This is a genomic window from Roseateles sp. DAIF2 (assembly GCF_015624425.1).
Taxonomy (GTDB): Bacteria; Pseudomonadota; Gammaproteobacteria; order Burkholderiales; family Burkholderiaceae_C; genus Kinneretia.
In genome coordinates, this window is the sequence record NZ_CP049919.1 from 1,097,593 (window position 1) to 1,111,896 (window position 14,304).

The 14,304-nt window shown below is 70.8% G+C and carries 16 protein-coding genes; 7 read left to right on the forward strand and 9 right to left on the reverse strand.

Annotation, left to right across the window (positions count from 1 at the left end):
- Positions 1-5 precede the first annotated feature (5 nt).
- The gene (locus tag G8A07_RS05150) at positions 6-809 is read left to right on the forward strand and encodes an ABC transporter substrate-binding protein (RefSeq protein WP_195796019.1); all 804 of its coding nucleotides are present in this window, start codon (positions 6-8) and stop codon (positions 807-809) included.
- A 7-nt stretch (positions 810-816) separates the two neighbouring features.
- On the opposite strand, the gene G8A07_RS05155 is transcribed toward G8A07_RS05150, so the two are convergent.
- Positions 817-1,428 carry a glutathione S-transferase family protein gene (locus tag G8A07_RS05155; RefSeq protein ID WP_195796020.1) on the reverse strand — a complete coding sequence of 204 codons (612 nt, stop codon included), beginning with the start codon at positions 1,426-1,428 and terminating at the stop codon, positions 817-819.
- A 116-nt stretch (positions 1,429-1,544) separates the two neighbouring features.
- Between G8A07_RS05155 and G8A07_RS05160 the strand changes: the two genes are divergently transcribed.
- The gene (locus G8A07_RS05160) at positions 1,545-2,507 is read left to right on the forward strand and encodes a YafY family protein (RefSeq protein ID WP_195796021.1); all 963 of its coding nucleotides are present in this window, start codon (positions 1,545-1,547) and stop codon (positions 2,505-2,507) included.
- Here the strand turns inward: G8A07_RS05160 and G8A07_RS05165 are convergent.
- On the reverse strand, positions 2,504-2,995 hold the full coding sequence (locus G8A07_RS05165; RefSeq protein ID WP_195796022.1) for a BON domain-containing protein: 492 nt from the start codon (positions 2,993-2,995) through the stop codon (positions 2,504-2,506). The genes G8A07_RS05160 and G8A07_RS05165 overlap by 4 nt on opposite strands.
- Before the next feature lie 161 nt (positions 2,996-3,156).
- Here G8A07_RS05165 and G8A07_RS05170 point away from each other — a divergent pair, with 161 nt between their 5' ends.
- On the forward strand, positions 3,157-3,393 hold the full coding sequence (locus G8A07_RS05170; protein WP_195796023.1) for a hypothetical protein: 237 nt from the start codon (positions 3,157-3,159) through the stop codon (positions 3,391-3,393).
- Positions 3,394-3,398: 5 nt separating this feature from the next.
- Here G8A07_RS05170 and G8A07_RS05175 read toward each other — a convergent pair whose 3' ends face one another.
- Entirely contained in the window at positions 3,399-3,947 is a 549-nt protein-coding gene (locus G8A07_RS05175) for a GNAT family N-acetyltransferase (protein ID WP_195796024.1), read from the reverse strand.
- An 80-nt stretch (positions 3,948-4,027) separates the two neighbouring features.
- On the opposite strand from G8A07_RS05175, the gene G8A07_RS05180 reads away from it, so the two are divergent.
- Entirely contained in the window at positions 4,028-4,915 is an 888-nt protein-coding gene (locus tag G8A07_RS05180) for a LysR family transcriptional regulator (protein WP_195796025.1), read from the forward strand.
- On the opposite strand, the gene G8A07_RS05185 is transcribed toward G8A07_RS05180, so the two are convergent.
- Complete coding sequence (locus tag G8A07_RS05185) at positions 4,912-5,556, reverse strand: LysE family translocator (RefSeq protein WP_195796026.1); 645 nt, start codon at positions 5,554-5,556, stop codon at positions 4,912-4,914. The genes G8A07_RS05180 and G8A07_RS05185 overlap by 4 nt on opposite strands.
- A gap of 197 nt (positions 5,557-5,753) precedes the next feature.
- Between G8A07_RS05185 and G8A07_RS05190 the strand changes: the two genes are divergently transcribed.
- The 3 genes from G8A07_RS05190 (at position 5,754) to G8A07_RS05200 (ending at position 8,571) form a co-directional block, all read left to right on the forward strand.
- Positions 5,754-6,725 carry an ABC transporter substrate-binding protein gene (locus G8A07_RS05190; protein WP_195796027.1) on the forward strand — a complete coding sequence of 324 codons (972 nt, stop codon included), beginning with the start codon at positions 5,754-5,756 and terminating at the stop codon, positions 6,723-6,725.
- A gap of 138 nt (positions 6,726-6,863) precedes the next feature.
- A complete protein-coding gene (locus tag G8A07_RS05195) occupies positions 6,864-7,751 on the forward strand; it encodes an ABC transporter permease (protein WP_195796028.1) in 888 nt (295 codons plus the stop codon).
- Between the two features lie 25 nt (positions 7,752-7,776).
- Positions 7,777-8,571 (forward strand): ABC transporter ATP-binding protein, encoded by a 795-nt coding sequence (locus G8A07_RS05200; RefSeq protein ID WP_195796029.1) that lies wholly within the window; start codon positions 7,777-7,779, stop codon positions 8,569-8,571.
- Between the two features lie 16 nt (positions 8,572-8,587).
- Here G8A07_RS05200 and G8A07_RS05205 read toward each other — a convergent pair whose 3' ends face one another.
- The 5 genes from G8A07_RS05205 to G8A07_RS05225 form a co-directional block, all read right to left on the reverse strand.
- Positions 8,588-9,739, reverse strand: coding sequence for an aromatic ring-hydroxylating dioxygenase subunit alpha (locus tag G8A07_RS05205; RefSeq protein WP_195796030.1), 1,152 nt, complete (start codon positions 9,737-9,739; stop codon positions 8,588-8,590).
- Between the two features lie 74 nt (positions 9,740-9,813).
- Positions 9,814-10,584 (reverse strand): siderophore ferric iron reductase, encoded by a 771-nt coding sequence (locus G8A07_RS05210; protein ID WP_195796031.1) that lies wholly within the window; start codon positions 10,582-10,584, stop codon positions 9,814-9,816.
- Positions 10,581-12,470 carry an IucA/IucC family siderophore biosynthesis protein gene (locus tag G8A07_RS05215; protein ID WP_195796032.1) on the reverse strand — a complete coding sequence of 630 codons (1,890 nt, stop codon included), beginning with the start codon at positions 12,468-12,470 and terminating at the stop codon, positions 10,581-10,583. Before G8A07_RS05215 ends, G8A07_RS05210 begins: the two co-directional genes overlap by 4 nt.
- On the reverse strand, positions 12,467-13,075 hold the full coding sequence (locus G8A07_RS05220) for a GNAT family N-acetyltransferase (protein WP_195796033.1): 609 nt from the start codon (positions 13,073-13,075) through the stop codon (positions 12,467-12,469). Before G8A07_RS05220 ends, G8A07_RS05215 begins: the two co-directional genes overlap by 4 nt.
- Positions 13,065-14,282 (reverse strand): MFS transporter, encoded by a 1,218-nt coding sequence (locus G8A07_RS05225; protein WP_195796034.1) that lies wholly within the window; start codon positions 14,280-14,282, stop codon positions 13,065-13,067. The genes G8A07_RS05220 and G8A07_RS05225 overlap by 11 nt, the downstream gene beginning before the upstream one ends.
- Positions 14,283-14,304: the final 22 nt, after the last annotated feature.

The following is a 14,304-nucleotide window of genomic DNA, read 5'->3' on the forward strand; positions in this document are numbered from 1 at the left end:
GCGCCATGTGGGGGGATCTTGTGGCCTGGTCCATGCGGCGCGCCGCCGTCGGCGTGGCCCTGTTCGCCGCCTGCGCCGCCGCGAGCGCCGTCGAGGTCGCGGCCTTCAACACCTACGAGCATCCACCCTTCGTGCAGGAGACCGGCCGCGGCTTCGTCGCGGAGCTGCTGCGCTACCTGAACGAGCGCCTGCCGGCGGGCCAGCGCCTGCGCCAGGAGGATGTGCCGCGCGAGCGGCTGATGCGGCGCCATCTGGCGCGGCCGCAGGACTTCGATGCCGTCTTGCTGCTGCTGGCGCCGGCCTTTGTCGACGACCCGTCGCGCAGCCAGTACCTCTGGACCGAGACCCTGCTGTTCGACCAGAACGGCGTGGTGGTGCGCGACGACCTGGGTCGCGAGCCGCGCCGGCTGGACGACCTGAAGGGCCTGCGCTTCGGTGGCGTGCTTGGCAACCGCTACGCCGGCATCGAGCGCCTGGCCGAGCAGGGCCTGATCCGGCGCGACGATGCCAACGGTCCGGTCTCCTCGCTGCGCAAACTCTGCGCCGGCCGCATCGACTTCACCCAGCTGAGCCGCTCGGTCTTCGATGCGCTGGCCGAGTCCTCCGGCTGCGCGACGCGGCTGCGCCATCTGCCGCTGGCGGAGAGCGCGGTGTTCGAGCGGCGCATCGGGGTCGGGCGCCGCAACCGGGCGCTGTTCGAGGCGCTGCAGCGCCTCGTCGCCGAGATGCCCTGCGACCCGGACTGGCAGGCCATCGTCGCCCGCTACCAGCTGGTCGCGCCGCGCTGCGCCCGGCCGGCCGGGCGCTGAAGAGCGCTCAGGCGTCGATCTGCATCGCCGGGCGGGCCTGCACGCGGCCCAGCCAGTCCGAGACATGGGCATGGGCGGCGACCGGCGCGCCCAGGTAGGCGCTGTAGCCGAGCACCGAGCCGACCAGCAGGTCTGCCAGCGAGTAGTCCGCGCCCAGCATCCAGGGCTGGCGCGCCAGCCGCTCGTCCAGCAGGCCCAGCAGTCGGTCCAGCCCGGCATGCGCGGCCTGGGCAAGGGCCTCGCTGCGCAGCGCCTCCTCGCCCTGGGTCGCGAGCTGCAGGCGTACCAGCACCGTGCCATAGGTGACATAGGCCCAGGTGCACCAGGACATGGCCTGCAGCCGCTCGGGCGTGCCGGCCTCGGGCCAGAGGCCGCGCTCGATGCCATAGGTCTCGCCCAGCCACAGCTGGATTGCCAGCGCCTCGAACATCGGCGCACCGTCGACCGTCAGGGTCGGCACCTTGCCGTTGGGATTCAGCGCCAGGTAGTCGGGGCGGTGCTGCTCGCCGCTGCGGATGTCGATCTTGACCCGCTCATGCGGCAGGCCCAGCTCGGTCAGGGCGCAGGCGATCGGGGTAGCGCTGGACATCGGGTGCCAGTACAGGACGATCTTGGACATGGGGTAGCTCCTTGGGAAGTGATCGGTGGTGTTTGGGGAACGGTGTCGCGACGCCCAGCCAATGTAGGCGCCATTGCGGACAGATTCGGCCCTCAATGGCGGCTACAGTCGAGGCCATGTTGAGCGCCTCCTCCCGCCTGCTGCGCCTGCTCTCGCTGTTGCAGACCCGCCGCCATTGGGCCGGCCAGGAGCTGGCCGAGCGGCTGGCGGTGCACCCGCGCACCCTGCGGCGCGACATCGACCGGCTGCGCCAGCTGGGCTATCCGGTGCAGGCCAGCAGCGGCGTGGCCGGCGGCTATGCCTTCAAGCCGGGGCAGGCGCTGCCGCCGCTGCTGCTGGACGACGAGGAGGCGCTGGCCGTTGCGCTGGCGCTGCGCACCGCCGCGGCCGGCCAGATCGGCGGCATCGAGGAACCGGCGCTGCAGGCCATGGTCAAGCTGGAGCAGGTGATGCCGCTGCGGCTGCGCCGGCGCGCCGATGCGCTGCGCACGGCCGTGCTGCCGATGGACCGGCCGGGGCCGCAGGTCGATGCGGGGCAGCTCGCGACCCTGGCGGCGGCCTGCCGCGAGCAGCTCGGCGTGGCCTACCGCTATGCCGATGCACGCGGCCAGACCAGCGAGCGCGCGGTCGAGCCGCAGGGCGTCGTGCATACCGGCAGCCGCTGGTACCTGGTGGCCTGGGATCCGGCGCGCGAGGATTGGCGCACCTTCCGCCTCGACCGCATCGAGGGCGAGGTCCGGGTTGGCGCGCATTTCCGCCCGCGCCCCGGCCCGGAGGGCGGCGATCTGCGGGCCTATGTGGCGCGCTCGCTGTCGCTGGCGCCCTATGCCGAGCAGGCGCGCATCGTGTTCCACGCGCCGAGCGAGGAGCTGGCGCAGCGCATCCCGGCCTCGGCCGGCCTGCTGGAGGCGCTGGACGAGAGGCGCTGCCGACTCACCTGCGGCGCCTCCTCGCTGGACGGCGTGGTCTATTGGCTGCTGGCGCTGGATCTGGAGTTCGAGGTGGAGTCGCCGCCGGCCCTGGTCGAGCGCCTGCGGCACGCCGCGGAACGCGTGCAGCGGGCGCTGGCGCGGGCCTAGCGCAAGCGGTAGGGCGGCGCGCCCCGTGCAACGCGCAGCAGCGCGATCGCCTGCTGCACATGGGGCAGGGCGCGCGCCCAGGTCTCCAACCGCGCCGCCATGCCGGCGTCCGCGGCGCAGCCCTCGAGATAGACCACCCGGCCCTGCACCGTGACCCACAGGCTGCTGGGCCGGAACTCCGCCTCGCGCCGCGCGAAGTCCGCGCGGATCGCTGCGGCGATGTCAGCGTCGTAGTCGAAGGCCTTGGGGCGATCGCATTCGCCGGCCAGCCAGCAGGTCGTGCCCTTCTCGGCGCGCCGGTGCGCCTGCTCGCGCCGGCCGCGCTCGTCGACGAAGGGACCCGCCGGCTCCGGGCAGTCCGCCTCGTCCCGTGTCAGCCGGAAGAAGGGGTCGTCGAACCAGTTGCGCAGCGCCGACGCGTCCTCCTGCGCCGGAGTCGGCAGCGCGATGGCGAGCAGCAGCAGGCAGATCGGGAGCGGGGTGCGCATCGGCCTCGATTGTGTCGCCGGCGAACGCAATGCGAACAATACAAAATGAAACCGCTACATCGGGTCTTCGGCGGTACAAGAGCCGTCAGTAGAGATCAGACCGCCGCGCGCGGGACCGGTCGCCGACCCGGCGGTGCGGTTTCGCGGCGGTGCATGCGTTTATGGACATCGATTCGGTTTCCTACCTGTACGACAGCCCGCTGGGGCGCTTCACGATCAAGAGCCGCCTGTCGGGGCGCTGGCGCGTCAAGCATGAGCAGATGCCCTGGGGCGATTCCTTCCCGACCCCCGAGGCCGCGGCGCGCGCGCTGTCGCTCGAGTTCCCGGTGCCGGGCGATCTGGAGGAATGGTCCGAGGAAGGCACCTATCACACCGATCTCGGCGGCCTGCAACCCTGAGCCGCCTATTTCGGCAGGCTCAACGCCCCCGGCCCGAGCGGTCGCTGCATCAGCACCGTGTCGACCCAGCGGCCTTTCTTGAAACCCACCCCGACCAGGGTGCCGACGGTGCTGAAGCCCAGGCGCCGGTGCAGGGCCAGCGAGCCGGTGTTGCCGCTGTCGCCGACCATCGCCAGCAGCTGGCGCCAGGGGCCTGCCTCACAGCGCTCGATCAGCGCCGTCATCAGCGCCAGGCCCAGGCCGCGGCCCTGCTGGCCGGCGGCGACATAGACCGAGCTCTCGATCGTGTGGCGGTAGGCGCTGCGTGGGCGGTAGGTTGTGGCATAGGCATAGCCCAGCAGCCGTCCATCCAGCTCGGCGGCCAGGTAGGGCAGGCCGGCGCGCAGCACCGCGGCGCGGCGCGCCAGCATCTCGGCCGGGCTCGGCGCGGCCTCCTCGAAGCTGGCGATGCCCTGCAGCACATGGTGGGCGTAGATCGCCTGGATGGCCGGCATGTCGGCCTCCTGCGCGTCGCGCAGCAGGGGTTGAGATGGGGTGGCGTCGATCTTCGGCATGCGGGTCATCATCGCGGCGCCCGGCGTATAAATGAAGCTTTGGCTACTTATGCGCTGCATAAGAAAAACTTGGAGCTTCGATGAGCCTCAACCTCGACCAGCTGCGGACCTTCGTCACCGTGCTGGACTGCGGCAGCTTCTCGGCCGCGGCCGAGCGGCTGGAGATCACGCAGCCGGCCGTCAGCCAGCAGATCCGCAGCCTGGAGCGGCGCCTGGGCGTGCCGCTGATCGAGCGGGTCGGGCGCAGCCTGCGGCCCACCGCCGCGGGCGCCGAGCTGCTGGCCCATGCCGGCGGCATCGAGGTCAGCGTGGCCGCGGCGCTGGCGGCGGTGGCCGGGCGGGCCGAGGGCGTGCGCGGCCTGGTGCGCCTGGGCAGCGGCGCCACCGCCTGCATCCATCTGCTGCCGCCGCTGCTGCAGGGCCTGCGCCGGCGCTGCCCCGAGCTGGAGATCACGGTCAGCACCGGCAACACCGCGCAGATCGCGCGCGCGGTCGAGGACAACCAGCTGGACCTGGGCCTGGTGACCCTGCCGCTGGCGGGTCGGGCCTTCGAGATCACGCCGCTGCTGGAGGACGAGTTCGTCGCGATCGCGCCGGCCGCGATGGCGCTGCCGGCCCACGTCACCGCGCGGGCGCTGGCGCAGCGGCCCTTGCTGCTGTTCGAGCCGGGCGGCAACACGCGCCGGCTGGCCGATGCCTGGCTGGCGCGAGGCGGCGCGGCGCGGCTGAAGCCGGCGATGGCCCTGGGCAGCGTCGAGGCGATCAAGGCCCTGGTGGCCGCCGGGCTGGGTTGCGCGCTGGTGCCGGGCATGGCGCTGCGCGAGCCCGCGGCGCGCGCCGGGCTGCAGCTGCGGCCGCTGTCGCCGCGCCTGAGCCGCCGGCTGGCGCTGGTGATGCGGCGCGACAAGCGCCTGACCGCGCCGGTCAACGAGCTGCGGCGCGCCCTGCTGGAACTGGGGGACGTTTAGGCGACCGCCTTCGCGCGCAGGCCCAGCAGGCTGACGCCGATCGCGACGAAGCCGGCGCCGAACAGCCGGTTCAGCGCCTGCACGCGGCGCGCGCTGCTCAGGCGGCGGCGCAGCGCGCGGGCCAGCAGCACATAGAAGCCATGGGCCAGCACGACGCAGCCGGAGAAGCTCAGCACCAGCACCAGGAACTGCTCGGAGGCCGGCGAGGCCTCGCGCAGGAACTGCGGGAACAGCGCGGTGAAGAACAGGATGGCCTTGGGGTTGGTCAGCGCCACCGTCAGGCCGTTGGCGAACAGGCGCCGCGCCGAGGGCCGCTCGCGCGCCGCGGCGGCCTCGTCGATGCCGTCGAAGGCGCTGGCACGCTGGCGCCATTGGCGCACGCCCAGATAGATCAGGTAGGCCGCGCCGACCAGCTTCAGCAGCAGGAAGGCGGTGGCCGAGGTCTGCAGCAGCGCGCCCAGGCCCAGGGTCGCGGCGGCGGCGACGATCAGCAGGCCCAGCGCATTGCCCAGCGCGCCGATCATCGCGCGGCCCGCGCCATGAGCCAGCGAGTTGGAGATCGCCAGCAGCACCGCCGGCCCGGGCGAGAACGCCACCACCAGGGCCACGCCGACAAAGGCCAGCCAGCTTGCGAAATCCATCGTCGTTCCTTCTCTCTCTCTCTACATCAATCGGTCGCCGCCACTCTAGCCGCGCGGCAAAGGCCCCGCGCAGCGCTGGGCGACTGGCGACCATGACAAGGCAAGGCTTGTGGTCGCTCAAGTAGACTGGTTTGAAGCACCGGCTCTCGCGGCCGGTCCTGCCAAAAAACATAGCGGAGATGAGTGCGATGACGACGATGACGAAGAGTCAAAAGATCTGGGCGCCGCTGGGCGCGCTGACCCTGGCCCTGTGCGCCGCGATGCCGGCCCTGGCACAACAGAAATCGGTGGCGGTGGCGACCATCGTCGAGCACCCGGCGCTGGACGCGGTGCGCGACGGCATCCAGGCCGCGCTGAAGGAGGCCGGCTACGAGAACGGCAAGACCCTGAAGTGGCAGTACCAGAGCGCCCAGGGCAATCCCGGCACCGCCGCGCAGATCGTGCGCAAGTTCGTCGGCGACAAGCCGGACGTGATCGTCGCGATCGCGACCCCGACCGCGCAGGCCTCGGTGGCCGCGACCAAGAACGTGCCGGTGCTGTTCTCGGCGGTGACCGATCCGGTGGCGGCCAAGCTGGTGCCGAACTGGGAGGCCTCGAAGACCAATGTCAGCGGCGTCTCCGACCTGCTGGCGCTGGACAAGCAGATGGAGCTGCTGCAGAAGGTCGTGCCCGCGGCCAAGCGCGTCGGCATGGTCTACAACCCCGGCGAGGCCAACTCGGTGGTGGTGGTCAAGCAGCTGCAGGTCCTGCTGCCCAAGCTGGGCCTGAGCCTGGTCGAGGCGGCCGCGCCGCGCTCGGTGGACGTCAGCAGCGCCGCGCGCAGCCTGATCGGCAAGGTCGACGTGATCTACACCAACACCGACAACAACGTGGTCTCGGCCTACGAGTCCCTGGTCAAGGTCGGCACCGACGCGAAGATCCCGCTGGTCGCCTCCGACACCGACAGCGTCAAGCGCGGCGCCGTCGCGGCGCTGGGCATCAACTACCGCGACCTGGGCGAGCAGACCGGCCGCATGGCGGTGCGCATCCTGAAGGGCGAGAAGCCCGGCGACATCAAGCCCGAGCTGAGCACCAAGCTGGAGCTCTATGTGAACCCGGGCGCGGCGCAGAAGCAGGGCATCACCCTGCCGGAGGCCCTGGTCAAGTCGGCGACCGAAGTCGTCCGATAATCGCAGCCGGCCGGCGGCGGCTATATCAGCCGTCGCGCAGCCGCTTTCGCGGCGACAGGGCCCTTCGGGGCCCTTGTCGTTTCTGCAGACCCAAAATTAGCAGCCACGGCGTCTCACCGCCGCAGCCTCCTCACTCCCATGTCTTTATTCTCCCTGCTCGGTGCGCTGGAGATCGGCCTGATCTTCAGCCTGGTGGCGCTCGGCGTGTACATCTCGTTTCGCCTGCTGCGCTTTCCCGATCTCACGGTGGACGGCAGCTTCCCGCTTGGCGGCGCCGTCTGCGCGACCCTGATCGCCTCCGGCGCCAGCCCCTACACCGCGACCCTGGCCGCCACCGCGGCCGGCGCGGCCGCGGGCCTCTTGACCGGCTGGCTGAACGTGCGGCTGCGCATCATGGACCTGCTGGCCAGCATCCTGATGATGATCGCGCTGTACTCGATCAACCTGCGCATCATGGGCGGCCCCAATGTGCCGCTGATCACCGAGCCGACCCTGTTCACCCTGCTGCAGCCCGCCAACATGGAAGACTATGTGGCGCGCCCGCTGCTGCTGCTGGTGATCGTGGTGGCGCTGAAGCTGGCGATGGACTGGTTCTTCGCCACCGAACGCGGCCTGGCGATCCGCGCCACCGGCTCGAACGCGCGCATGGCGCGCGCCCAGGGCGTCAACACCGGCGCGATGGTGCTGCTGGGCATGGCGGTCTCGAACGCGCTGGTCGCGCTGGCCGGCGCGCTGTTCGCGCAGACCCAGGGCGGCGCCGATATCTCGATGGGCATCGGCACCATCGTGATCGGCCTGGCCGCGGTGATCGTCGGCGAGAGCATCCTGCCTTCGCGCCGCCTGGTGCTGGCGACCCTGGCCGTCGTGATCGGCGCGATCGTCTACCGCTTCTTCATCGCGCTGGCGCTGAACAGCGAGTTCATCGGCCTGAAGGCCCAGGACCTGAACCTGGTCACCGCGCTGCTGGTCACGGTCGCGCTGGTCATCCCGCAGCTGCGCCGCCGCATCGCGCGCCGCCCGAACTGATGCCTAGGACGACGAGGTTCATCCCATGCTGAGCGCACAACAACTCGAAATCACCTTCAACCCCGGCACGCCGATCGAGACCCGCGCGCTGCGCGGCCTGTCGCTGGAGATCCCGAGCGGCCAGTTCGTCACCGTGATCGGCTCCAACGGGGCCGGCAAGTCGACCTTCCTGAACGCGATCTCGGGCGACCAGTCGGTCGACCGCGGCCGCATCCTGATCGACGGCGACGAGGTCACGCGGCTGCCGGTCTGGGACCGCGCCGTGCGCGTCGCCCGCGTGTTCCAGGACCCGATGGCCGGCACCTGCGAGGACCTGACGATCGAGGAGAACATGGCCCTGGCGGAACGCCGCGGCGCCACGCGCTTTCTCGGCCGCGCGGTCAAGAGCTCGATGCGAGAGCAGTTCCGCGAGCGCCTGGCCACCCTGGGCCTGGGGCTGGAGAACCGTCTGGGCGACCGCATCGGCCTGCTCTCCGGCGGCCAGCGCCAGGCGGTCAGCCTCCTGATGGCGGCGCTGCGCCCCTCGCGCATCCTGCTGCTGGACGAGCACACCGCGGCGCTGGACCCGCGTACCGCCGATTTCGTGCTGCAGCTGACCGCGCGCATCGTCGCCGAGGCCAAGCTGACCACGATGATGGTGACGCACAGCATGCGCCAGGCGCTGGACGTCGGCGAGCGCACCGTGATGCTGCACCAGGGGCAGGTCGTGCTCGACGTTTCCGGCGAGGAGCGCAGCCGCATGGACGTGCCCGACCTGCTGGCGATGTTCGAGCGCGTGCGCGGCGAGAAGCTGTCGGACGACGCGCTGCTGCTGGGCTGAGCGGGCCGCGGTCGGCTCAATCCGGCGACAGGTCCATCAGCCCGCGGTACCAGGCATGGAAATGCGCCATGCCGTCCTCCAGCGGTGACTGGTAGGGGCCGGTCTCGCTGACGCCGCGCCGCAGCAGCGCCAGCCGGCCGGCGTCCATGCGCTCGCCGATCTCGTCGTCCTCGCGCGCGGTCTCCATGTAGGCCGCGCGCTGGGCGCGGGTGAACTCCGGCTCGAAGGCGGCGATCTCCTCGGGGTAGTAGAACTCCACCACATTGAGCGTGTCCTGCGGCCCGCGCGGATAGAGCGTGGAGAGCACCAGCACATGCGGGTAGAGCTCGATCATGTGGGTGGGGAAATAGGTCACCCAGATCGCGCCGTAGTCCGGCGCCTGGCCGCCGCGGTAGTCCAGCAGGCGTTCGTGCCAATCGCGGTAGATCTCGGAGCCGGCCGCGGCCAGGCCCTGGCGCACGCCGACCCGCTGCAGGTTGTGCCAGGCACCGAACTCCCAGCTCAGGTCGTCGCAGCTGACGAAGCGCCCGAGGCCCGGGTGGAATGGCGCCACATGGTAGTCCTCCAGATAGACCTCGATGAAGGTCTTCCAGTTGTAGCGGCAATGGTGGACCTCGACATGGTCCAGCACATGGCCGGAGAAATCGAACTCGGGGCGTGCGAACAGCGGGCCGAGGTCGGCGGCCGGGTCGCGCATGCCCTCGAACAGCCAGCCATGGCATTGGCGCAGCGGGAAGCGCTGCAGGTTCAGGCAGGGCTTGGTCTCGAACTGCGGCGCGCCGATCAGCTCGCCGCGATCGTTGTAGGTCCAGCGGTGCAGCGGGCAGACGATCTGGCCGCCGCTGCCGCCCAGCGAACCGCTGGCGGGCGCGCCGCCGGCCACATTGCCGGCCTCGCCGCCCAGGATCAGCGCCTGCCGGTGCCGGCAGACATTGGACAGCAGCTCCACGCCCTGCGCATTGCGCAGCAGCACGCGGCCGCCGTCCTCCTGGGCCAGGCGGCGCCAGTCGCCCTGCTGGGGCACGGCCTTCTCATGGCCGATGTAGCGGGCCGACTGGCCGAAGATCAGCTCCTGCTCGCGTTCGAACAGCTCGGCATCGAAATAGGCCCGGACCGGCAGCTGGGTCAGCGCGGGTCGCAAATGGGCCAGGCGGACGACGTCGTTCATGGAAGAGTCCTCTGCGGAATGGACGAGGCTGGCCCGGCCTGGCCGGTCGCTGGCGTGAAGAAGGGCGGGGCGCGCTAGTCCGTCTCGGCCAGCAGGCGCTCCAGGCGCGCCGGCCGCGGCAGCAGCGGGCAGGTGCTGCATTTCTCGCCGTCATGGCGGCGGTAGTGGTGGCAGCAGACCTTGCGGTCCAGCGCGACGCGCGGCGTGCCGTCGCGCGCCCGGTAGGCCAGCAGGCCGCAGCCGCCGGCGATGTCCAGCCGCGCCAGCCAGCGCTGCGCGAGCACCGGCAGCGCCTCGAGGGTCAGGTCTTGCGGCCGCTGCTCATGCACCAGCAGCAGCGCGCCCAGCACGCATTCGGCCTGCAGCCGCTCGGCCGCCGCGCGATGCAGCGCGACCCGCGGCGCCAGCAGCGTGCGGCCCTCGGCGCACAGCGGGCGCAGCTCGTCGCCGGCCAGCGCGATGCGTTCGTCCAGCGTGCGGCCGCGCGGCGGCCGGTGCGCCGGCAGGCTCAGGCCGCGCGGGAAGCCGCCTTGCAGCGGCTGGCGCAGGCCGGCCAGCCGCGGCACCCGTTCATCCAGCTGGGCCGCGATCACGCACAGGTAGATCGGCTGCCAGATCAGCAGGCCCCAGCAGCGCAGCGCCCAGTAATGCGCGCCGGCCTCGGGATAGGACTCGCGCCAATGGCGGCACAGCGCATCCAGCGCGGCCGGCTCGGGCAGGGCCGCGCCGTTCGCGCCGACACCCTGCTCGCCGCGCAGCGCGGGCAGCAGCCGTTCGGTCAGGCCGAACAGCCGTGCCAGGTCCGCGTCGGGCGCAGGGCGCTGCGGTGCCGCCAGCGCGCTCATGCCGGATCGGGCACCCGGTCCGGGGCGGGGCGGCGCGCATCGGCCGGAGCGCGCCGGAAGCGGGCGATGGGGTTGGGCAAGTTGCCGGCCATCTTCAGGCTGGAGGCCGGATCGGCCAGGTTGACCATCTGCACGTTGTTGCCGAGCTGCAGCCGGTTCAGGCAGGAATGCAGGAACTCGGGCGCGAAGATGTCGTAGCGCGCGAACTGCGCAGCCAGCTCGGGATGGGTCTGCTGGTAGTCGGACACGCTGTCGGCGACGGTGGACCAGAACGCGTCCTCGTCGCAGACGCCATGCTCGACCAGCACCTGGTTGATGTGGCGCAGCACGCCGTCGAACACGTCGATGAAGATGCCCAGGATCTTGAAATGCTCCGGCACGTCGACCGCCAGGCGCTCGACCTTCTCGGGCAGACCCTGGCGCGCCTCGAGGTTCAGGATCGCGCATTCCTCGGCGATGTCCTTCATGATCGCGCGTACCGGCGCATGGCACTCGTCCAGCACCAGGATCAGGTTCTCGCCGTGCGGCATGAAGGTCAGCTCGTAGCGGTAGAAGCAGTGCAGCAGCGGCGTCAGGTAGACGTCCAGATAGCGCCGCAGCCAGACCTCGGGCGCGAGGCCCGAGCGGCGGATCAGGGCCGGCAGCAGCGCGCGGCCGTCCTTGTCCACATGCAGCAGCGCGGCCATCGTCATCAGCCGCTCGCCGGGCTTCAGCAGCGGCAGCGGGCTCTCGCGCCACAGGGCCGAGAACATCTTCTTGTAGGGCGTGTCGACCGGGATCGCGGCCTCGTAGTAGAAGTTGCGAAAGCCGATCGAGGCGACCTCCTGCAGCATCGTGAAGCCGTAGGCGCGCAGCACCGGATCGGCGTCGACCAGGCCCTTGATGTACTCGTTGATCGCGGGCGTGCCCGACATGTAGTAGGGCGAGAGGCCGCGCATGAAGCCCATGTTGAGGATGGACAGCGAGGTCTTCACATAGCGCTTGCGGCGGTCGCTCTGGTTGAAGTAGGTGCGGATCGACTGCTGCGCGGTGTAGCGGTCCTCGCTGTAGTCCAGGCAGATGATCTTGCGCTGCGCGACATAGCCGGCGAAGGCGATCGACAGCTTGTTGAACCACTGCCAGGGATGGGCCGGCATGAAGTGGTAATCCGCCGGATCGACGCCCTGGGCCGCCACCAGCGCGGTGAAGCGCTGCAGGGTCTCGCGGCCCAGCTCTTCCTCCAGCAGTTGCTGCTGGCTCAGCGAGGAGATGCTGGCGAAGCTGGCATGCTCCTTGTGCACCGCCAGCCACAGCACGCGCAGCTCGCTGCCGGTCTCGGGCGCATAGGCGCGGTAGTCGATCGCGGTGAAGCCCAGGCGGCCGTTGTTGGCGACGAAGCCGGGATGGCCCTCGATCATCGCGGCCTCGATGCGCTGGAAGTCCGGCTCGTCGACCAGTTGCTCGCTGCTCGGGGCATCGGGGCGGTTGCGCTTGTAGGCGCTGCCGAAGAGGGTGCTGCTGATCTCGTCGAGGTAGATCGGCAACAGCTCCTCGCGGATGCCCAGGCGCTGGCGGCATTCGATGATGAACTGCAGCGCGTCGAGCGCCTGCTCGGCGCCGTCGACGCGGCGCTGCAGCGACTCGGCGCGGATGAACCAATGGCGCAGCGCCAGGCGGCGCGCCTCGAACTCGTAGACGCTGCGGCCGTCGTCGGAGGCGAGCCGGTAGCGCTCGAAGCCGTCGGCGGCCGGGCCGAGCGCCTGCGGTTCGACGATCAGCTCATGGGCGTACTCGGCGATCGCCTTGCGCAGCAGCAGGCGGTTCGCCTGGGCCCAGACCTCGGGCGTCAGATGGCTGGCGGCCGCGGCGGGATCGGCGGCGAATTGATGGGCGAGTTGGACGTTCATGGGTGGAAATGCTCCTGGGTGGCGGCCGTGGCCTGATCGAAATCGCGCCGCGTGCAGAAGGCGAGGGCCGCGATCTTTTCGGGGAACTGCACCTGACGCTCGTAGACGAAACCGGCCGAGCGGTTGAGCGCGTGGATCTTGTGGTTGTCGGCGTCCGGCTCGACGACGATGCGCCGCGCCGCCAGATGGCGGAACATGAAGCGCATCAGCGCGAAGAACACGCCGCGCGAGAAGCCGGGCTGTGGCCGCGCGGCGGGGCCGATGAAGATGTGCATGCCCAGGTCGCCGGGCTGCACCGGGTAGAACTCGCGGATGCGGTCGAACGCCGGGTCGTAGCATTCGGCCAGGAACTGCGCGCGGCCGTCGCGCCAGCCCAGATAGGGCGTGGCCTGGCCGCTGTCCAGCATGGCCTGGTAGGCCGCGCGCACCTCGGCCTCGCTCTTGTCCTGCATCAGCCAGAAGCGTGCGCGCGGCTCGATGAACCAGCGGTGCAGCAGCGCCCCCTCCTGCGGCAGGCGCAGCGGCAGGAAGGCGAAGCCGGTCTCGGCGTCGCGGTAGGGCCGCGCTGTGGCGTCGGCGCGGCGGTGCGGCAGATCAGCCGGCATGGGCGGCGGGCTCCATCGTCTGCGCCGGCGCGGCCTGCTCCGCGCTCGGCACCTTCAGGATCAGACGGTCCAGCAGCGCGGTCAGCAGGAAGCCGCCGGCCGCCAGCAGGAAGGGCAGCTGCAGCCCGTAGCGCTGCACCAGCGCGCCGGCCGCGAAGGAGGACAGCAGCACGCCCAGGTTCTGGAAGAAGTTGGTGATGCTGTAGTCCTGCGCGTAGCGCTGCGGCGTCGACAGGCGGAACAGGTTGACCTCCAGCTTGACGATGATCTGGAACAGCGCCCAGCCGTACAGCACCCGGCCCAGCGCGATCGCCCAGGGCTCGCCCGCGGCCTGCAGCAGCAGCCCGACGCCGCCCAGCAGCAGATTGCCCAAGGTGTGGTCCGGCTGGCGGCCGCCGCGGGCGCGGATGCGGGCCTGCAGCCACAGCGCCAGCAGCGCGACGCCGCCCGGGATCGCATAGGCCAGGCCGGACAGCAGCTCGCTGTCGCTGCCGCTGGCGCGCTGCCAGTGCAGCGCGAAGAAGGGCCGGATCAGGTAGGCGCTGAAGTCGAACACCAGCATCACCATCGCCAGCCGCAGGATCGCCAGGCTGTGGCGCCAGTCGCGCCGCGGCGCGGCCTGGTCGACGACGGCCAGCGGGCCGCTGTTGACCGGCACGATGCGGCCGCTGCGGATCAGGTAGATGCAGACGGCCATCTGGAAGAAGTCGCCGGCCGCCATCGCATAGATGCTGGCGCGCGGGCCCCAGAGCTGCAGCACCCAGCCGCCGGCCACCGCGCCGAAGATCGCGCCGAAGTGCACGACGACCGACAGGGTGCCGATGGTGGCCGCATGCTGCTCCTTGGGCGTCAGCCGCATCAGGTAGGGGTACATCAGCAGGTAGCTGCTCTTGCACATGAACATCAGCATCGACAGCAGCCAGAACAGCTCGACGCGTGGCGCCCAGTCGCAGGCCAGGCTGAAGCAGCCGGCCGCGAACTGGGTGTAGACCAGCAGGCGCAGCGGCTCGACGCGGCGCGCCACCCGCGCCCACAGCGGCAGGGTGCACATCACCGCCAGCGAGATCGCCGCCACGTACAGGCCCACATGCACCGCGCTGTCCAGGCCGTAGCGTGCGGCGAAGAACTGCGGATAGAAGGGAATCAGGATGGCGTCGCTGATGACGGCCAGGGTCGTCATCAGGATGACCAGGGATTTCAGGCTCAAAGGGGCTCCTTCCTTCGCGCGC

Coding starts and splice junctions, on each gene's coding strand:
- G8A07_RS05150 (WP_195796019.1), top strand. CDS start 6: ATGTGGGGGGATCTTGTGGCCTGGTCCATGCGGCGCGCCGCCGTCGGC.
- G8A07_RS05155 (WP_195796020.1), bottom strand. CDS start 1,428: ATGTCCAAGATCGTCCTGTACTGGCACCCGATGTCCAGCGCTACCCCG.
- G8A07_RS05160 (WP_195796021.1), top strand. CDS start 1,545: ATGTTGAGCGCCTCCTCCCGCCTGCTGCGCCTGCTCTCGCTGTTGCAG.
- G8A07_RS05165 (WP_195796022.1), bottom strand. CDS start 2,995: ATGCGCACCCCGCTCCCGATCTGCCTGCTGCTGCTCGCCATCGCGCTG.
- G8A07_RS05170 (WP_195796023.1), top strand. CDS start 3,157: ATGGACATCGATTCGGTTTCCTACCTGTACGACAGCCCGCTGGGGCGC.
- G8A07_RS05175 (WP_195796024.1), bottom strand. CDS start 3,947: ATGCCGAAGATCGACGCCACCCCATCTCAACCCCTGCTGCGCGACGCG.
- G8A07_RS05180 (WP_195796025.1), top strand. CDS start 4,028: ATGAGCCTCAACCTCGACCAGCTGCGGACCTTCGTCACCGTGCTGGAC.
- G8A07_RS05185 (WP_195796026.1), bottom strand. CDS start 5,556: ATGGATTTCGCAAGCTGGCTGGCCTTTGTCGGCGTGGCCCTGGTGGTG.
- G8A07_RS05190 (WP_195796027.1), top strand. CDS start 5,754: ATGACGAAGAGTCAAAAGATCTGGGCGCCGCTGGGCGCGCTGACCCTG.
- G8A07_RS05195 (WP_195796028.1), top strand. CDS start 6,864: ATGTCTTTATTCTCCCTGCTCGGTGCGCTGGAGATCGGCCTGATCTTC.
- G8A07_RS05200 (WP_195796029.1), top strand. CDS start 7,777: ATGCTGAGCGCACAACAACTCGAAATCACCTTCAACCCCGGCACGCCG.
- G8A07_RS05205 (WP_195796030.1), bottom strand. CDS start 9,739: ATGAACGACGTCGTCCGCCTGGCCCATTTGCGACCCGCGCTGACCCAG.
- G8A07_RS05210 (WP_195796031.1), bottom strand. CDS start 10,584: ATGAGCGCGCTGGCGGCACCGCAGCGCCCTGCGCCCGACGCGGACCTG.
- G8A07_RS05215 (WP_195796032.1), bottom strand. CDS start 12,470: ATGAACGTCCAACTCGCCCATCAATTCGCCGCCGATCCCGCCGCGGCC.
- G8A07_RS05220 (WP_195796033.1), bottom strand. CDS start 13,075: ATGCCGGCTGATCTGCCGCACCGCCGCGCCGACGCCACAGCGCGGCCC.